The organism is Curtobacterium sp. SORGH_AS_0776 (assembly GCF_031453355.1).
Taxonomy (GTDB): domain Bacteria; phylum Actinomycetota; class Actinomycetes; order Actinomycetales; family Microbacteriaceae; genus Curtobacterium.
This window is the reverse complement of the sequence record NZ_JAVIYU010000001.1, coordinates 1,292,248-1,308,267: the sequence shown is the minus strand read 5'-3', so window position 1 is coordinate 1,308,267 and position 16,020 is coordinate 1,292,248. Positions and strand designations below refer to the sequence as shown.

Annotated in this window: 20 protein-coding genes; 7 read left to right on the top strand and 13 right to left on the bottom strand. The window is 72.2% G+C overall.

What is annotated here, in order from left to right:
- Window positions 1-16: 16 nt before the first annotated feature.
- Together purL and QE359_RS06605 are read left to right on the top strand one after the other, a co-directional pair.
- A complete protein-coding gene (purL, locus tag QE359_RS06610; protein WP_229085404.1) occupies window positions 17-2,398 on the top strand; it encodes a phosphoribosylformylglycinamidine synthase subunit PurL in 2,382 nt (793 codons plus the stop codon).
- Between the two features lie 40 nt (window positions 2,399-2,438).
- Complete coding sequence (locus QE359_RS06605; RefSeq protein WP_071294462.1) at window positions 2,439-3,359, top strand: 2-hydroxyacid dehydrogenase; 921 nt, start codon at window positions 2,439-2,441, stop codon at window positions 3,357-3,359.
- A gap of 16 nt (window positions 3,360-3,375) precedes the next feature.
- Here the strand turns inward: QE359_RS06605 and QE359_RS06600 are convergent, their stop codons facing one another.
- The 3 genes from QE359_RS06600 to QE359_RS06590 are packed head-to-tail and all read right to left on the bottom strand — an operon-like array spanning window position 3,376 to window position 5,223.
- The gene (locus tag QE359_RS06600; RefSeq protein ID WP_309778380.1) at window positions 3,376-3,789 is read right to left on the bottom strand and encodes a GNAT family N-acetyltransferase; all 414 of its coding nucleotides are present in this window, start codon (window positions 3,787-3,789) and stop codon (window positions 3,376-3,378) included.
- Between the two features lie 10 nt (window positions 3,790-3,799).
- Complete coding sequence (locus QE359_RS06595; protein ID WP_309778378.1) at window positions 3,800-4,903, bottom strand: beta-propeller fold lactonase family protein; 1,104 nt, start codon at window positions 4,901-4,903, stop codon at window positions 3,800-3,802.
- Window positions 4,900-5,223 carry a chorismate mutase gene (locus tag QE359_RS06590; protein WP_070417024.1) on the bottom strand — a complete coding sequence of 108 codons (324 nt, stop codon included), beginning with the start codon at window positions 5,221-5,223 and terminating at the stop codon, window positions 4,900-4,902. The genes QE359_RS06595 and QE359_RS06590 overlap by 4 nt, the downstream gene beginning before the upstream one ends.
- A 112-nt stretch (window positions 5,224-5,335) precedes the next feature.
- Between QE359_RS06590 and QE359_RS06585 the strand changes: the two genes are divergently transcribed.
- A complete protein-coding gene (locus QE359_RS06585) occupies window positions 5,336-5,740 on the top strand; it encodes a DUF1304 domain-containing protein (protein WP_083295407.1) in 405 nt (134 codons plus the stop codon).
- A gap of 110 nt (window positions 5,741-5,850) precedes the next feature.
- Here QE359_RS06585 and QE359_RS06580 read toward each other — a convergent pair whose 3' ends face one another.
- On the bottom strand, window positions 5,851-6,858 hold the full coding sequence (locus tag QE359_RS06580) for an iron-siderophore ABC transporter substrate-binding protein (protein WP_309778375.1): 1,008 nt from the start codon (window positions 6,856-6,858) through the stop codon (window positions 5,851-5,853).
- Between the two features lie 59 nt (window positions 6,859-6,917).
- Here QE359_RS06580 and QE359_RS06575 point away from each other — a divergent pair, with 59 nt between their 5' ends.
- Window positions 6,918-7,781 (top strand): shikimate dehydrogenase, encoded by an 864-nt coding sequence (locus tag QE359_RS06575; RefSeq protein ID WP_309778373.1) that lies wholly within the window; start codon window positions 6,918-6,920, stop codon window positions 7,779-7,781.
- Between the two features lie 7 nt (window positions 7,782-7,788).
- Here QE359_RS06575 and QE359_RS06570 read toward each other — a convergent pair whose 3' ends face one another.
- From QE359_RS06570 to QE359_RS06560, 3 genes are read right to left on the bottom strand one after another with little or no spacing between them, the layout of a single operon-like run.
- Window positions 7,789-8,742, bottom strand: coding sequence for an SDR family NAD(P)-dependent oxidoreductase (locus tag QE359_RS06570; protein ID WP_309778371.1), 954 nt, complete (start codon window positions 8,740-8,742; stop codon window positions 7,789-7,791).
- A gap of 29 nt (window positions 8,743-8,771) precedes the next feature.
- Window positions 8,772-9,158 (bottom strand): YchJ family protein, encoded by a 387-nt coding sequence (locus QE359_RS06565; RefSeq protein ID WP_071294503.1) that lies wholly within the window; start codon window positions 9,156-9,158, stop codon window positions 8,772-8,774.
- A gap of 10 nt (window positions 9,159-9,168) precedes the next feature.
- On the bottom strand, window positions 9,169-9,594 hold the full coding sequence (locus tag QE359_RS06560) for an organic hydroperoxide resistance protein (RefSeq protein ID WP_309778368.1): 426 nt from the start codon (window positions 9,592-9,594) through the stop codon (window positions 9,169-9,171).
- A 135-nt stretch (window positions 9,595-9,729) separates the two neighbouring features.
- Between QE359_RS06560 and QE359_RS06555 the strand changes: the two genes are divergently transcribed.
- Genes QE359_RS06555 through QE359_RS06545 form a run of 3 tightly spaced genes read left to right on the top strand, consistent with a single transcriptional unit; the run spans window position 9,730 to window position 11,889 of the window.
- Window positions 9,730-10,392 carry a hypothetical protein gene (locus tag QE359_RS06555; RefSeq protein WP_309778366.1) on the top strand — a complete coding sequence of 221 codons (663 nt, stop codon included), beginning with the start codon at window positions 9,730-9,732 and terminating at the stop codon, window positions 10,390-10,392.
- Window positions 10,385-11,107 (top strand): hypothetical protein, encoded by a 723-nt coding sequence (locus tag QE359_RS06550; protein ID WP_309778364.1) that lies wholly within the window; start codon window positions 10,385-10,387, stop codon window positions 11,105-11,107. Before QE359_RS06555 ends, QE359_RS06550 begins: the two co-directional genes overlap by 8 nt.
- A gap of 41 nt (window positions 11,108-11,148) precedes the next feature.
- A complete protein-coding gene (locus tag QE359_RS06545) occupies window positions 11,149-11,889 on the top strand; it encodes an SOS response-associated peptidase (protein ID WP_309778362.1) in 741 nt (246 codons plus the stop codon).
- A 9-nt stretch (window positions 11,890-11,898) separates the two neighbouring features.
- Here the strand turns inward: QE359_RS06545 and QE359_RS06540 are convergent, their stop codons facing one another.
- The 6 genes from QE359_RS06540 to QE359_RS06515 all read right to left on the bottom strand — a co-directional run bounded on the left by QE359_RS06540 (window position 11,899) and on the right by QE359_RS06515 (window position 15,953).
- Window positions 11,899-12,444, bottom strand: a complete 546-nt coding sequence (locus tag QE359_RS06540; protein ID WP_309778360.1) for a hypothetical protein — start codon at window positions 12,442-12,444, stop codon at window positions 11,899-11,901.
- Between the two features lie 147 nt (window positions 12,445-12,591).
- On the bottom strand, window positions 12,592-12,936 hold the full coding sequence (locus QE359_RS06535; RefSeq protein WP_309778358.1) for a hypothetical protein: 345 nt from the start codon (window positions 12,934-12,936) through the stop codon (window positions 12,592-12,594).
- 90 nt (window positions 12,937-13,026) lie between these two features.
- Window positions 13,027-13,356, bottom strand: a complete 330-nt coding sequence (locus QE359_RS06530; RefSeq protein ID WP_070417032.1) for a hypothetical protein — start codon at window positions 13,354-13,356, stop codon at window positions 13,027-13,029.
- A 348-nt stretch (window positions 13,357-13,704) separates the two neighbouring features.
- Complete coding sequence (locus QE359_RS06525) at window positions 13,705-14,262, bottom strand: low molecular weight phosphatase family protein (protein WP_309778356.1); 558 nt, start codon at window positions 14,260-14,262, stop codon at window positions 13,705-13,707.
- A gap of 2 nt (window positions 14,263-14,264) precedes the next feature.
- Window positions 14,265-15,563, bottom strand: a complete 1,299-nt coding sequence (locus QE359_RS06520; RefSeq protein WP_070417034.1) for an adenylosuccinate synthase — start codon at window positions 15,561-15,563, stop codon at window positions 14,265-14,267.
- Window positions 15,564-15,782: 219 nt separating this feature from the next.
- Entirely contained in the window at window positions 15,783-15,953 is a 171-nt protein-coding gene (locus QE359_RS06515; RefSeq protein WP_156794772.1) for a hypothetical protein, read from the bottom strand.
- Window positions 15,954-16,020: the final 67 nt, after the last annotated feature.

Here is a 16,020-nt window from a genome sequence, read left to right as displayed (position 1 = left end):
AGGGAACGACACCACCGTGACGACACACGTCCGCCCGAAGCCCGACACCGTCCAGGACGCCGCAGCCACGCCCGACAAGGAGCAGCCGTACGAGGCGCTCGGGCTGAAGGCCGACGAGTACGCGAAGATCCGCGAGATCCTCGGCCGCCGCCCCACCTCGGGCGAGCTGGCGATGTACTCCGTGATGTGGTCCGAGCACTGCTCGTACAAGTCCTCGAAGAACTACCTCCGGCAGTTCGGCAAGAAGGTCACGCCGGAGATGACGAAGAACCTCATGGTCGGCATGGGCGAGAACGCCGGTGTCATCGACGTCGGCAACGGCTGGGCGGTGACCTTCAAGGTCGAGTCGCACAACCACCCGTCCTACGTCGAGCCGTACCAGGGCGCCGCGACCGGTGTCGGCGGCATCGTCCGCGACATCATCTCGATGGGTGCCCGCCCGGTCGCCGTGATGGACCAGCTCCGCTTCGGCGCGATCGACCACGAGGACACGCAGCGCGTCGTCCACGGTGTGGTCGGCGGCATCTCGTTCTACGGCAACTGCCTCGGTCTGCCGAACATCGGCGGCGAGACCTACTTCGACCCGGTGTACCAGGGCAACCCGCTGGTGAACGCCCTCGCGGTCGGGGTCCTCCGCCACGAGGACCTGCACCTCGCGAACGCCTCGGGTGCCGGCAACAAGGTCGTGCTCTTCGGTGCCCGCACCGGTGGCGACGGCATCGGCGGCGCGTCGATCCTGGCGTCCGACACCTTCACCGAGGGCGGCCCGACCAAGCGTCCCGCCGTCCAGGTCGGCGACCCCTTCGCCGAGAAGGTGCTCATCGAGTGCTGCCTCGAGCTGTTCCAGAAGGAACTCGTCGAGGGCATCCAGGACCTCGGTGCCGCCGGCATCTCGTGCGCCACGAGCGAGCTCGCGTCGAACGGCGACGGCGGCATGCACATCTCGCTCGACGACGTCCTGCTGCGCGACCCCACGCTCACCGCCGAGGAGATCCTCATGTCGGAGAGCCAGGAGCGCATGATGGCGGTCGTCCGCCCCGAGAAGCTCGACGAGTTCCTCAGCGTCGTCGGCAAGTGGGAGGTCGAGACCAGCGTCCTCGGCGAGGTCACCGGCACCGGCCGGCTCGTCATTGACTGGCAGGGCCAGGAGATCGTGAACGTCGACCCGCGCACGGTCGCCGTCGACGGCCCGGTCTACGACCGCCCTGTGGCCTACCCGACCTGGATCGACGCGCTGCAGGCCGACTCGGCTGCATCGCTCGACCGCCCGGCCGACGGCCCCGCCCTCAAGGCGCAGTTCCTGCAGCTGCTCGGCTCCCCGAACCTGGCGTCGAAGAACTGGGTGACGAACCAGTACGACACCTACGTGCTCGGCAACACGGCGCTCTCCTTCCCCGACGACGGCGGCATGATCCGCGTCGACGAGGAGACCGGGCTCGGCGTCACGATCGCCACCGACGCGAACGGCCGCTACTGCCAGCTCGACCCGAAGCAGGGCGCCCGGCTGGCCCTCGCCGAGGCGTACCGGAACGTCGCCGTCACCGGTGCCGTCCCGGCCGCCGTGACCGACTGCCTGAACTTCGGCTCCCCCGAGAACCCCGAGGTCATGTGGCAGTTCTCCGAAGCGGTCGAGGGCCTCGCCGACGGCTGCATGGAGCTCGGGATCCCGGTCACGGGCGGCAACGTGTCGTTCTACAACCAGACCGGCACCACCCCGATCCACCCGACCCCGGTCGTCGGTGTCCTCGGCGTCATCGAGGACGTGGCGCTGCGCGTGCCCTCCGGCTGGCAGGACGACGGCCACAACATCTACCTGCTCGGCACCACGTCGCTCGAGCTCGACGGGTCGGCCTGGGCCGGCACCGTGCACGGGCACCTCGGTGGCCGTCCGCCGGCGGTCGACCTCGAACGTGAGAAGGCCCTCGCGGACCTCCTGCACGCCGCGGCGAACGAGCAGCTGCTCACGAGCGCCCACGACCTGGCGGACGGCGGCCTCGGCCAGACCCTCGCCGAGTCGGTGCTCCGGTTCGGGCTCGGTGCCCGCGTCGTGCTCGACGAGCTCGAGGCCCGCGACGGCGTCGACACCGCCACCGCACTGTTCTCCGAGTCGACCGGCCGCGTCATCGTGACCGTCCGGCGCGAGGACGACGTGCGCTTCCAGGGCCTCTGCGACGGCCGCGGCTTCCCGGTGCTCCGCATCGGTGTCACGGACGCCACGAGCGGGTCGCTCGAAGTCCAGGGTGCGTTCGAGGCGACGATCGACGAGCTGCGCGGCACCCACGGCGCCACGCTCCCGAGCCGCTTCGGGGACGTCATCGTCGAGGACGTGACCGAGGGCTACGTCGGTCGGGGTCCGCTCGACGACCACGGCTCGTTCTCGCCGCGGACCGACTCCTGAACGGGCCGGGCCGGAGCGCCACGACGACGGGCACCGACTGATGCCCGTCGTCACCCTGCCGTTCCGTGGACTCGTCGATCGCTTCGGCCCCGTGCCGGAGGGCATCGAGCTCGACGTGTGGGACGTCGAGGCACCGTACGGACGCCCCGACGACGTGGCCATCGCGTTCCTGCCGTTCTACTTCGGTGGGCGGCACCGGTGGCAGTACGTGCACGACCTGCCGAACCTGCGGCTCCTGCAGCTGCCGAGCGCCGGGTACGAGCACGCCGTCCCGCACGTCCCCGGCCACGCGCAGCTCGCGAACGGCCGCGGCATCCACGACGACGAGACCGCCGAACTCGCGGTGGGGCTCGCGCTGACGTCACTGCGCGAGCTCGGGGCGTTCCAGGCCGACCGTGCGAACGGCGTCTGGGACGCCCGGACCACCCGGTCCCTCGCCGACCGTCGCGTGACCGTGGTCGGCTACGGCGCGATCGGGTCGGCCATCGCGACCCGCTTCGAGGCGTTCCGCACCGAGGTAACCGTGGTGGCGCGGACCGCGCGTGAGCAGGACGGCCGGCAGGTCCACGCGTTCGGCGAGCTCCCGGAGCTCGCTGCGACCACCGACGTCCTGGTGCTCATCGCCCCGCTGACGGACGAGACCGAACGGCTGGTGGACGCCGACCTGCTCGCCGCGCTGCCCGACGGCGCCCTCGTGGTGAACGTCGCCCGCGGCAAGGTCGTCGACACCGATGCCCTCGTCGCCGAGCTGCGGTCCGGACGGCTCTCGGCAGCGCTCGACGTCACCGATCCCGAACCGCTGCCGGACGGGCACCCGCTCTGGACGACGCCGAACACGGTCCTGACGCCGCACGTCGGCGGCAACACGGACCTCAGCGTGCCGCGGTCGATCGAGCTGATGCGTCGTCAGGTGGCCGCGTTGGCCGAGGGCCGACCGTTCGAGAACGTCATCGAGTCCTGACCGCCCGGCCGGCCGGTCAGTCGGTCGGCAGCGCCATCCCGAGGCTCGGTGCCACGTCGTCGAAGCCGAGCGATCGGTAGAGCCGCTGCCCGGGCGGGTCGCCGACGAGGGTGACGTACGCGCCACGGGGCGCCCGGGAGCGGACGTCCGCGACGAGCCAGGCGACCACCGCACGACCGATCCCCCGGCGTTGGTGGGCCGGGTCGGTCGCGATGTCGGCGATGTGGAAGTACCAGCCGCCGTCGCCGATCGTCCGGCCCATCGCGACGGGCCGCCCGTCGGGATCGAGGACGTGGCAGGCGGACCAGCTGCCGGCGATCGCTCCGGCGCCCTGGTCGGCGTTCTTCGGCGTCAGGCCGGAGTCACGGCGTAGCCGGAGGTAGTCGTCGAGGGGAGGCGGGCCGGGGACGAGGGTGTAGGACGCGTCCATGGGGTCAGTCTCAGACCGGCACGACGACCGGGACGACGCACGCCGGCGTGCCGACCGCGATCTGCGCGACGGCCTCGCCCGGGACACCGTCCTCGCCGAGGGGCAGGACCGCGATGGCGTCGGACATCTGGTTCGCCACGAGGAGGAAGCCGGGCACCCGTGCGAAGTGCCGGGGCCACACCCCACCGGAGGACGCCGAGCCCACGAGCGACAGCCCGCCGTCGGATGCGTCGAGCACCACCACGAGGTCGCGCCCGCGCACCGCGACGTACGCGCGCCCGGCGTCGTCGACCTCGATGTGGCTGAGGAGCGACTCGCCGACCTCACCGGTGAAGGTCGCCGCGGAGGCCACCGACACGAACGACCCCGAGCCGTCGCGGCGGAGGCGGTGGACCCGGCCGTCGAGCTCACCGGCCACGATGAGGTCGCCCTCGTACCAGGCGAGGTGCCGCGGTCCGACACCCGGGGTGACGTGGTGGACGCGGACCTGCTCGATGCTCGGGGCGTCCGTGATCCGGAACTCGTGCAGGGCGTCGCCGCCGAGGTCCGCCACGAGCACGGTGCCGTCCGGCGTCGCCGTCGACTGGTGGGCGTGCGGGCCCTCTTGCCGGTCCTCGACGGGGCCGGTGGCGTCGGGGAGGACCTCGGTGACGAGCGCCGACGCGGGCACCGTCACCTGGTCGTCGCTGCCGTGCGCGCCGATCAGCCCGTCGCTGCCGAGCACCGACGCGGCGTGCGACTCCGCTGCGGCGAGCGAGACCGCCGTGACGGTGCCGGAGACGTAGTTGGTGACGACGAGCGCACCGGACGGGTCGACGCGCACGTGGCACGGGGCGTCGCCGCCGGCCGGAGCGTCCCAGAGGTGCTCGAGCGACGAGCCGCCCAGGCGGAAGGCCGAGACACCGCCGTCGGCCGTCTCGGACACGGCGTAGACCCGGTCACCGGAGACGGCCAGGAACGACGGGTCGTCGATGACCGCGACGGTGCGAGCCGTCGGCGCGCCGCCGTCCGCACCCCCGACCGGTCCGCCGGGGACGATCGAGATGCCCGTCGCGTTCCCGCCGCCGGTGGCCGTGTACGAGCCGACGAGCAGCGTCGGGAGCGCGTCGCTCACTCGTCGCCGCCGGCGATCTGCTCGTGGTGGTGGATGACCTCGGCGACGATGAAGTTCAGGAACTTCTCCGCGAAGGCGGGGTCGAGGTGCGACTCGGCGGCGAGGGAGCGGAGTCGTGCGACCTGGATCTGCTCGCGCCCCGGGTCGGCCGCCGGCATCCCCGCTGCTGCCTTGAGGTAACCGACCCGCTGGGTGTACTTGAAGCGCTCAGCGAGCATGTGGATGACCGCGGCGTCGATGTTGTCGATGCTCTGGCGGATGCTGGCCAGTTCGGCGACGGCCGCCGGGTCGTACTGGGGCGTGGTGTCGTCGTCGCTCATGCCCCGAGCCTAACGGCCGCGACCGCTCGGCAGGTGTCGGTTACGTCGGCGGCCGGCGACCGGAACCTGAGCGGGACCTGAGCACGCCTTCGGAACTGCGAGAATGGGGACCATGTCGGTCCTGCTCGTGATCTCGTGCGTGTTCGCGGTCCTCGCGGGCCTCGTGCACGTGTACATCTTCTTCCTCGAGTCCGTCGCGTGGACGAGTCCCCGCGTGCGGAAGATCTTCGGCCTGTCGTCCGAGACCGAGGTCCAGGCCACCCGCTCGATGGCGTTCAACCAGGGCTTCTACAACCTGTTCCTCGCGATCGGCGCGATCCTCGGTGTGGTGCTCGCCGTCACGGGCAACGGGGCCACCGGGTGGACGCTCGTGGTGTTCTCGACGGCGTCGATGCTCGGTGCCGCCGTGGTCCTGCTCGGGACGGGTCGCCGGTACCTCAACTCCGCGTTCGTGCAGGGGTCGTTCCCGCTGATCGCTCTGCTCTTCGCGTTCCTCGGTTCGACGTTCGGCGCCTGACCGCAGCGCCCCGACGGGCCGGACGCCGGCTCGCGACGCGACCACAGGACGACGGGAGGCGCGGTGCCAGCTGGCACCGCGCCTCCCGTCGTTCCGCGTCGGCGTCAGCGTCAGCCGAGCTTCGCCTGGAACTCGTCCGGCAGCTTCTCGAGCGCCCACTCGATCGCGGCGGTGGTCCCCATCGAGAACGCCGACGACACGTCCGGGTCGTCGAACACGATGGCGTGCCCGGCCTCGACCGACGGCACCTTCTGGAAGAGCGGGTCGGACTCGGCCTCGGACGCCTCGACGTAGATCGGCAGGATCAGCGTGAGGTCGGCGTCCAGCAGGTCGAGGTTCTCGTCCGACAGGTGCACCGAGAACGCCTTGCCGGCCTGCTCGTCGATCGCCTTCGGGATCGTGAAGCCGAGGTTCCGCATGAACGTCGAGCGGCTGTCCGTCGAGGCGTAGGCCCCGAAGCCCTCGGAGGTGTAGGCACCGACGACCGCCGACTTGCCCTCGAAGTCCGGGTGCGCCTTGCGGGCGGCGGCGTAGGCGTCGTCGAGGCCGGCGAGGAGCTTCTTGCCCGCGGCCTCCTTGCCGAGCGCCTTCGCGATCATCGTGGTCTGCTGCTCGGTCGACGCGAGGTAGTTCTCGCCGCCCTTCGGGATCGCCACGGTGGGCGCGATCGCGGAGAGCTTCGCGTAGCGGTCCTTGTCACCCGACGACTTCACGTCGAGGATCACGTCGGGCTTGAGCTTGAGGATGTCCTCGTAGCTCGGCTCGAGCGTCTGGATGATCTTCGGCGACTTCGTGTACGCGCCCTTGAGCCACGGCCCGACGCCGTCGCCACCGAACGCGAGCCAGTCGCTCGCGCCGACCGGCTGCACGCCGAGTTCGAGCGCGGTCTCGGCGTCGCCCCAGCCGAGGGCGACGACGCGCTTCGGCTGCGAGTCGATCTTCGTGGTGCCGAGGGCGGTGGTGATGGACACCGGGAACTGGCCGTCGGCGGACGTGGTCGCGGCGTCGTCGGACGACGAACCGGAGCCGGAGGCGCACCCGGCGAGGACGAGGGACGCTGCGACGACGGCGCCGGCAGCGGCGAGCGCTCGGCGGAAGCGGGAGGGAGTTCGGATCACGAAGGTAAGCCTAACCTAAGCGCTCGGCGCGGAACACGCCTGGATAGGCTGGCGGGGACATGTACTCCGACCCCTCCCGGACCCGCCTCGCGGTGCTCGGCTCCCCCATCGCCCACTCCCTCTCCCCCACGCTGCACGCAGCGGCCTACGACGTGCTCGGGGTGCCGTTCACGTACGGGAGGCACGAGGTCGCGTCCGGCGGACTGGACGCGTTCGTCGCGGGGCTGGGTCCCGATTGGCGCGGCCTGAGCCTGACCATGCCGCTCAAGCGCGAGGTCCTGCCGATGCTCGACCGGACGACCCCGCTCGTCGACGAGCTCGGCGTCGCGAACACCATCGCGTTCCGCACGGTCGGCGACACCGTCCTGCGGTCCGGCGCGAACACCGACGTCGAGGGGATCGTGCGCCCGGTCGAGGCGCTCGGACACCTCCCCGGCGAGGCGACCGTCCTCGGCGGCGGTGCGACCGCGGCGAGCGCCCTCACCGCGGCCGTGCGGCTCGGGGCGTCGCTCGTGCGGGTGTTCCTCCGCGACACCGCGAAGGCCGGACACCTCGTCGACCTGGCTGTGCGGCTCGGGGTCTCGCTCGAGGTGCTCCCGCTGACCGAGCTGCCGGGGAGCCGTCACGGGTTCGTCGTCTCGACGCTGCCCGGGGGTGCGGCGGACACGCTCGACCTCGTGCCGTCGGGGCCGGACGCGGTGCTCTTCGACGTGGCCTACGAGCCCTGGCCGACCGCCGTCGCCACGCGGTGGGCGGGCGCCGGCGGGCGCGTGCTGAACGGGCTCGACATGCTCGCCGAGCAGGCCCTCGGGCAGATCCGGTTCTTCCTGAGCGGTGACCAGGACGAGCTCCTGCCGGCCGAGGCCGACGTGCGGAGGGCGATGCGCGCCTCCGTGGGCCTGCCGGAGACCATCGGGGCCTGAGCCTCGGTCAGCGTCGAGCTCGTGCCTCGGCGTCGAGCAACGCGACCGAGACGTCCCAGAGCCGCTCGGCGGCGGCCGGGTCGAGCGCCCACGGGAGCACGCCGTGCAGCCCGTCGGTGATGCGGTCGACGACGGCGGCCTCGTGGCAGTCCTCGAAGTACCGGCCGCTCACGCCGTCGAGCTCCGGAGCGGTGGCGAGGAGCACCGACGTCGCCGCGCCCTGCTCCGGGGACTTGACGACGTCCGCCGCGGAGACCTTCGTCGCCGCGAGCACCTCCGGGTCCCAGTGCTTCTGCAGCCCCGTCCAGATCCCTCCGGGCATGCACGCGTTCGCCGTGATCCCGTCGGCGGCCCATCGTCGACCGACCTCGACGGCGAAGAGCACGTTGGCGGTCTTGGACTGGGCGTAGGCGAGCCCGGGCTCGTACGGGCGACGCCGGAAGAACAGGTCGTCGAACACGACCGGCGAGCTGCCGTGCCCGCTCGACGACAGCGAGACGATCCGCGCCCCGGACGCCGCGGCGAGCGCCTCGTGCAGCCCGAGGGCCAGCGCGAAGTGCCCGAGGTGGTTCGTGGCGAACTGCGTCTCCCACCCGGCCGACGTGTACGACTCCGGGCTGTCCATCACCCCGGCGTTGGCGACCAGGACGTCGAGGGGCCCGGACCACGACGCCGCGAACGCTTCCACGGACGCCGGGCGGTCGAGGTGGAGCTCGGCGACGTCGGGTGCCGTGCGCCCGGTGGTGCGGGCGATGTCCGCCGCGACCCGCTGTCCGGCCCCGACGTCGCGGACCGCCAGGGTCACGGTCGCGCCGGCCCCGGCGAGCGCTCGGGCCGTCTCGACGCCGATGCCCGAGGCGGCACCGGTCACGACGGCGGTCCGTCCTCGGAGGTCGAGCCCCGCCACGACCTCGGCGGCGGTGGTGCGGGCGCCGAAGGCGGCGAGGTCACGGTCCGGCACGGTGTGCTCCTGTCTGCGGACGGAGGCGCTCAGGACACGGTGCCGTCCACGTAGGACCACCGGCCGTGCTCGCGCACGAAGTCGCTCGTCTCCTCGAGTGTGCCCCGCTCGTCGTCGGTGCGCCACCACGCGCGGAAGGCGACGGTGCCGCGGGAGTCGAACGGGCCGCCGGACTCCGTCGACAGGACGTCCAGCCGCGTCCAGCGCTGGGCCGGGTCGAGCTCGAGGCTCGCCGGGCGGGTGCGCGGGTGCCACGTCTGCAGCAGGTACTCGGGCAGGCCGAGGGCGAACGCGCTGAACCGCGACCGCATGAGCCGCTCGGCGGTCGGGGCCGCGGCGCCCGCGTGCAGCGGGCCGCAGCACTCGCCGTAGGGGTTGCCGCTCAGGCAGGGGCAGCGCGACTCGTCGGTGACCACGGGCGGCACGCTAGTCGACGATCGACAGCGCGACCGTGATGTTGCCGCGGGTGGCGTTCGAGTAGGGGCAGATCTCGTGCGCGCGCTCGGCGAGACGCCGGCGCTGCTCGGGTCGGGCGGCCGGCGCGTACACGTCGAGCTCGACCGCGAGGCCGAAGCCCCCGTTGCCGGTGCCGCCGATGCCGACCTCGGCCGAGACCTCGGCGCCGGTCGTGTCGACGTCGAGCTCCCGGCCCGCGGCGTGGAGCGCCCCGAGGAAGCACGCGGCGTACCCGGCGGCGAAGAGCTGCTCGGGGTTCGTGCCCTCGCCGCTGCCGCCCATCTCCTTCGGCGGACGGGTGTCGAGGTCGAGGCGGTCGTCCTCGCTGCGCACGTGTCCGTCGCGGCCGCCTCCGGTGGCGTGGGCGGCGGCGGTGTAGACGATGTCGAGACTCATGGCACGAGCGCATCGTGCGTTCCTGGACGACCGCTGGAGCGGGGCGCAACGGCGGGCGGCGGCGGTCGGTCGATGAGGACGCGTCGGGCGTGTCCGGCCCCACCGCTGTCAGCTTCATGGAGTAGACGGAACCTCGTGTTCAGACTCGGGTGGCAGGTGCTGCGGGAGCGGATCGCCACGGTGGTCGATCCCGCACGCGCCCGTCGTGCCGTGTGGATCGCCGCCGCGTGCTCCGTGGTCGTGCTGGTCGGCGCCGTCGCGCTGCAGCTCGCGTTCGGCTGGGCCGGCACGGGGGTCCGACCGGTCGTGGTCATCGCGCTCGTGTCCCTCGGCCTCGGATCGATCGTGCTCTCCGCCTTCCGGACCGACCGTCCGCTCGACCCGGCAGCGACCATCAACGGGCGACAGGTCCGGCCGGACTGGCAGATGAGCGTGCGGTGGTCGGTGCAGCCCTACCTGGGCAGACGGCAACGGCCGGTGGCGCCCGAGGACCGCGCGGCCGTCCTGACCGACGTCGGACTCCTGCAGCGCGGGCTGGTCCGGCAGCTGACGCGGCTCACCCCGCTCCTCGGCGGGATCGCACTGCTCGGGATCGCGGCCTTCGCGCGCAGCGACGTGCGGCCGATCGCGCTGCTGTGGGCAGCGGTGTACGTCTGCACGCTGCCCGACCTCGTGGTGCGGCTCGGCCGCTCGGAGCGCGCGCGGCTCGCAGCCCTCGCGGTCGATCCGCCGGCCGGAGACGCCGATACGGGGAAGCACGGGGTCGACGGCTCGAAGGTGCGGCTGCCCGGTGACTGAGGCCCGCGAGCAGGAACCCCGGACCGTCTTCCGCACCGGGTGGCAGGTGTACCGCGAGCGGCTCCCCGAGCTCGTCGACCGGCGCCACCACCGCCGTGCTGTCCGCGTCGGGATCCTCGTCGCGGTCGTCGCGTTCGCCGGGCTGCTGCTCCTGGGGGCGTTCGTCGAGCGCCTCGACGGAGCCGTCCCGGTCGCTGCCGGGGTCGTCGTGGCGCTCCTGGTCGCCGCGGGCATCGGGTGCGTCGGTGCCGCCCTCACGCCGATCGGCCCCCGGGGATGGTCGCTCCCACCCGTGCCCGGCATCGGGTGGCGTACACAGGAGGCGATCGCCCGGTACTTCCGCCGCAACCCGCCGCCGGTCGCGCCGGAGCACCGCGACGCCGTGCTGCAGGGCATGCCGGCGACCCGCGACCTGCTCGTCCGAGCGGCGTACCGCTCGCTGTTCCTCACGGGCGGGTGGATCGGTATCGTCCTCGGCACCCTGGTGTTCGACGTGGCCTCGTCGGTGGGCAGCGACACCGTGATCCTGTTCCCGGGCGTCTGGCTGTTCTCCATCGTGGTCACGAGCGGCACGGGGGTCATCGGCATCCGGACGCTCGGGCGCCAGGAGCAACTCCGCGTCGAGGCCGAGGCGTTGCCGCCCGTGCCGCCCGCGCCGCGCCGAGGACGCCCCGACAGCCCGAGCGGCAGCAAGCTGGCCCTCCCGGGCGAGTGAGCGCGTGAGCGCGTGTCGGTGGCACCGGGCACACTGGGCGCATGTGTGGAAGGTTCGTCGTCTCCGACACCACGGCCGATCTGCTGCCGGAACTGATCGGTGAGCTCGCCGACCGGACCGAGCACGTCGACGAGGACACCGGCGTGGTCGGCACCGGCCTGGTCCCGAGCTGGAACGTCGCACCGACCGACCCGGTCTTCGCGGTCCGGCAGCGGCACGGGCAGCGCGAACTCCCGCAGATCAGCTGGGGGTTCGTGCCGAGCTGGGCGAAGGACTTCCAGAAGCAGCGCCCGAAGCCGATCAACGCCCGCATCGAGACCGTCGCGACGAGCGGCATGTTCAAGCGGGCGTTCGCGACGAACCGCTGCATCGTCCCCGCCCAGGGCTACTACGAGTGGGTCGTGCGCGAGGACGGCAAGGAACCGCACTTCGTCCACGAACCCGGCGGTGCCCTCGCGATGGCCGGCGTCGTGAGCGCGTGGCCCGACCCCACGAAGCCCGACGGCGACCCGGACAGGTGGCGGCTGTCCCTGGCGATCATCACGCGGGACGCCCACGTGGCCCCGGGCGAGGTGCACGACCGCATGCCGGCGTTCCTCACCCCGGACGGCTACGACGCCTGGTTGGACACCGAGCAGGGCGGCCTCGGACAGGACGACCTGCTCGCCCTGCTCGACCACGAGTCACTGACGGTCGCGGCGGGCCTCGAGCAGTACGAGGTCTCGCGTGCGGTGAACAGCGTCAGGAACGACGGGCCGCAGCTCATCGAGCGGGTCGCCTAGCCACCCCGCTCAGCAGACGTCGGACCCCGGCGTGGTCATCCCCACGGTCACGTCCGACAGGTCCTGGGTCCGCAGGGTCCCCAGCGGCCCGGCCGTCGTCACCCGGAGCCCGGTCAGGTGTCCGCCGCGCGCCAGGCTCCTCGAGCGCATCTCGGCGACGACCCGGACGTCGTGGTGCGGCGCGATCACCGTGCCGTCGGCGTCGAGGACCTGCGCGCCGTCGATGACGCTCGCGGTGTCGCCCATCAGTGCGCCCGTGCCGGATCCCCGGACCTTCTCCGCGAGGACGACGCGCACCGAGCGGAGCCCGGAGTCCCACGTCGCACGGACGCCCCGGAGCGTGACGGGCCGGTCGGACGGGTTCCGCAGGACGAACCCGGCGGACATCCGGGTCTCGTCACGTCCGGCCTCGTCGTCCGACCACCCGCCGCAGACGCCGCTCGCGCCCAGCGCGCGCAGCGGCGCGGGCGACGAGGCGACGACGACGAGCCCGGCGAGCAGGACGAGTGCCGCGACGGCGCACGTCGCCAGCACCGCGCGCGCAGACGGGCCCACTCGGTGCGGAATGGTCGCGTGCTCGTCCGACGTCATGGTCCCCCCGGTCCGGGCCGAGCGTCGGCCCACGTCGAGAGCATGACAGACAGGAGGCCCGGATCACGTCAGCCGATCGGCTGACGTGGTCCGGGCCCGCAGTCCAGAGCGTCAGGCGCCGTCGCGACGCACGTCCGGCAGGAGCACGTGGAGCCGCTCGGCGAGCCGCAGCTGGGCTTCCTCGAGCGACCGGAAGTCGCCGACGTACTGCCCGAAGGTGTCCGACACGAAGTAGTGCGCACCCTGGCGGTCGACGGTCCCGCCGTAGTAGCCGCCGTAGTTCGCCGCCCAGAGCCCCGTGTCGGGCCGCGACCAGAGGATGCGCGGGTGGACCGGCTCCTCGACGTCGGTGTCGACGACGAGGTCGACGTGGGCGTCCATGCCGGTGATCGCGACCATGGTGGCGGTGTCGACGGTCACCTCGGTGTGCTGGTGGTGGTCGACGGGCGTGCTCATGGTCGTGCTCCTCTTGGTGCGTGCTGCTGTGGTGCGGCGTTCCGTGGTGCGGGTGGTGCGGGGTGGTGCGGTGCTCCGGGGAGCGACGTGCTAGTCGACTGGGCGGATCACGGACGGCAGCATCACGTGCAGCTGGTCCGCGAGCTTCGCCTGTGCCTGCTCGAGCGACGCGAAGTCGCCGACGACGAGGCCGAACGTGTCCGAGGCGACGTAGCGGTCGTCGCGCTTGTCCACCGATCCGCCGAAGTACCCGCCGTAGTTGGCGACCCACTCGCCGTCGTCCTCCTGCGTCCAGGTGAGCTTGGCGCGGGCCGGGCGGGCGTGCGGTTCAGCCTGGGCTTCGAGGATGGCGATCGTGTCGACGGTCTCGGTGTCGAGCGTGACCTCGGCTCGGGTGTCGGTGCTGACGGTGGTGCTCATGTCGCTCTCCTTCGCGATCCGGGGTACATCGGCTGACATGAGAACGCTACGAGACCGACCCCTCCACCCGCCAGCGACGCCCGCCGATTCACGGGTTCCATCAATGCGCCCCATCGGCGAAGCCCGGGTTTCCGGGGTCGGGCGTCGCACTTCCGGGGTACAGGGGACAGATCGGGGTACTCGTTCTCCGGCCATTCCGCTGGAGGGGTCGGGATGCGTCGATGCCGCACAGCGCTGCAGTGTGCGAGGTTCCGCGCACGGTGGGAGCGCGCGATCCCCGCACGCTGGCCGGAACCTCGCACACTGCTGGCGCAGCGCGCGGCGCGTCAGCGCGCCGCGCGCCGCGCGTCAGCGCACGGCGCGCAGCGCGTCCGCGACCACCACGAGCGCCGCGGCGATCTCGTCCGCCACCCGCTCGTGCGTCGCCGTCGACCGGCGGTACGGGTCGTCGACGTCGTCGTCCGCCGGATCCGCGAGCGGCGGCACGGTCCCCCGCAGTCGGGCCACGAGTGCGACGAGCGCCTCGGGCGTGGACACACCGGCGAGCTCGGAAGGCTCGAGGCCGTCGAGCACCCGGGCGAACTGCTTGACCGTGAACGCGCGCTTCGCCGTGCGGGGCGCGAGCGAGACCACGGCCGCACGGTGCGAGCGCTCGGCGGTGAGCACGAGGTCCACCGACCCCGCGATCGACGCGGTGAGGTACCGCGCACGGTGACCGTCGGGCGACCCGCCGAGCCGCACGGACTGCGCTGCGGCGGCATCGTCCATCGGAGCGCCGTCCTGCGCGATGGTGCCGGCGGACTCGACCACGAACGCGGGTGCGTCCGGGCCGAGTCGCGCCGTGAGGACCTGTGCGCCGAGCGGCGAACGGCAGATGTTGCCGCTGCAGACGAACAGGACGCGCATCGTCAGGCTGCGGTGTCGCCGAGCAGGTCGTGCCGCACGACGATGGCGTCACGCCCGGGGCCGACACCGATCGCGGAGATCCGCGCCCCGGACATCGCCTCGACCGCGAGCACGTAGTCCTGCGCGTTCTTCGGCAGGTCCTCGAACGAGCGGGCTCCCGTGATGTCCTCGGTCCAACCGGGGAACTCCTCGTAGACGGGCTTGGCGTGGTGGAAGTCCGACTGGTTCACCGGGACCTCGTCCACGCGGACGCCGTCGACCTCGTACGCCACGCAGACGGGGATCGTCGACAGCCCGGTGAGGACGTCGAGCTTCGTCAGCACGAAGTCCGTCACGCCGTTGACGCGCGCCGTGTAGCGGGCGATCGGGGCGTCGTACCAGCCGCAGCGGCGCGGGCGACCCGTGGTGGTGCCGAACTCGAAGCCGTTCGCCCGGAGGAACTCCCCCGACTCGTCGAACAGCTCGGTCGGGAACGGACCGGCGCCGACGCGGGTCGTGTACGCCTTGACGATGCCGATGATGCGCTCGAGCTTGCCCGGGCCGATGCCCGAACCGGTCGCCGCGCCACCCGCCGTCGCCGACGAGGAGGTCACGAACGGGTAGGTGCCGTGGTCGACGTCGAGCATGGTGGCCTGGCCGGCCTCGAACAGGACGGTCTCCCCGCGCTCGAGCGCACGGTGGATCTCGAGCCCGGTGTCGGCGACCATCGGACGCAGGCGGTCCGCGAAGGACAGCAGCGACTCGACGACCTCGTCGGCGTCGATCGCGCGACGGTTGAAGACCTTCACCAGCAGGTGGTTCTTCTGGTCGAGGGCCGCTTCGACCTTCTGGCGCAGGATGTTCTCGTCGAAGATGTCCTGGATGCGGATCCCGACGCGGTTGATCTTGTCGGCGTAGGTCGGGCCGATGCCGCGACCGGTGGTGCCGATCTGGCGCTTGCCGAGGAACCGCTCGGTCACCTTGTCGATGGTGCGGTGGTAGTGCGTGATGACGTGGGCGTTCGCCGACACGAGCAGCTTCGAGGTGTCGACGCCGCGGGCCTTCAGCGCGTCGAGCTCCTGGAAGAGGACCTCGAGGTCGACGACCACGCCGTTGCCGATGACAGGCGTGACGCCCGGCGTGAGGATGCCGGAGGGCAGCAGGTGCAGGGCGTACTTCTCGCCGCCGACGACGACCGTGTGCCCGGCGTTGTTGCCGCCGTTGAACTTCACGACGTAGTCGATGCGGGACCCGAGGAGGTCGGTGGCCTTCCCTTTGCCCTCGTCGCCCCACTGGGCTCCGATGATCACTGCAGCGGGCATCTGGTTCTCCTCACGTTGGCGGAGGACCTCACACGACCAGTCGGGCCGGTGGTCCACCCGAGTCTATCGGACGGCCACCGGCACGCTACCTGCCGGTCGCCTGGCGCGGCCGACGCGGCGCCCCGCCGTCTGCCCGACGGACGGTACCGGAGACGGACTGGAGGCGCGGTGCCAGCCGGCACCGCGCCTCCAGTCCCCGAGCGGGTCGCGCTCGCGTGCTCAGCTGCGGAAGAAGTCCTGGTACGACGGGTCGCCCACCGGGGCCGAGTGGCCGGGTTCGGCGAGACGTTCCTCGATCATCGACTGGATGACGTCCGGCGGGGTGAGCCCACGGCGACGCCACTCCATCGGGTTGGCCCGGAGCTGCTTCAGGGTGGTCTGCGTCTGCATGCTGCAACCCTCCCACCGGATAACTAGTTTGTCTAACTACATGTCCTCTTGACGCACTGCGGGCCCC

Bases quoted from the DNA above. Each gene is read 5' to 3' on its own strand.
- QE359_RS06560 (WP_309778368.1), bottom strand. From the start codon at position 9,594: ATGAGTCTCGACATCGTCTACACCGCCGCCGCCCACGCCACCGGAGGC.
- QE359_RS06535 (WP_309778358.1), bottom strand. From the start codon at position 12,936: ATGAGCACGCCCGTCGACCACCACCAGCACACCGAGGTGACCGTCGAC.
- QE359_RS06530 (WP_070417032.1), bottom strand. From the start codon at position 13,356: ATGAGCACCACCGTCAGCACCGACACCCGAGCCGAGGTCACGCTCGAC.
- QE359_RS06515 (WP_156794772.1), bottom strand. From the start codon at position 15,953: ATGCAGACGCAGACCACCCTGAAGCAGCTCCGGGCCAACCCGATGGAG.
- QE359_RS06605 (WP_071294462.1), top strand. From the start codon at position 2,439: ATGCCCGTCGTCACCCTGCCGTTCCGTGGACTCGTCGATCGCTTCGGC.
- QE359_RS06590 (WP_070417024.1), bottom strand. From the start codon at position 5,223: ATGAGCGACGACGACACCACGCCCCAGTACGACCCGGCGGCCGTCGCC.
- QE359_RS06520 (WP_070417034.1), bottom strand. From the start codon at position 15,563: ATGCCCGCTGCAGTGATCATCGGAGCCCAGTGGGGCGACGAGGGCAAA.
- QE359_RS06575 (WP_309778373.1), top strand. From the start codon at position 6,918: ATGTACTCCGACCCCTCCCGGACCCGCCTCGCGGTGCTCGGCTCCCCC.
- QE359_RS06600 (WP_309778380.1), bottom strand. From the start codon at position 3,789: ATGGACGCGTCCTACACCCTCGTCCCCGGCCCGCCTCCCCTCGACGAC.
- QE359_RS06585 (WP_083295407.1), top strand. From the start codon at position 5,336: ATGTCGGTCCTGCTCGTGATCTCGTGCGTGTTCGCGGTCCTCGCGGGC.
- QE359_RS06545 (WP_309778362.1), top strand. From the start codon at position 11,149: ATGTGTGGAAGGTTCGTCGTCTCCGACACCACGGCCGATCTGCTGCCG.
- QE359_RS06525 (WP_309778356.1), bottom strand. From the start codon at position 14,262: ATGCGCGTCCTGTTCGTCTGCAGCGGCAACATCTGCCGTTCGCCGCTC.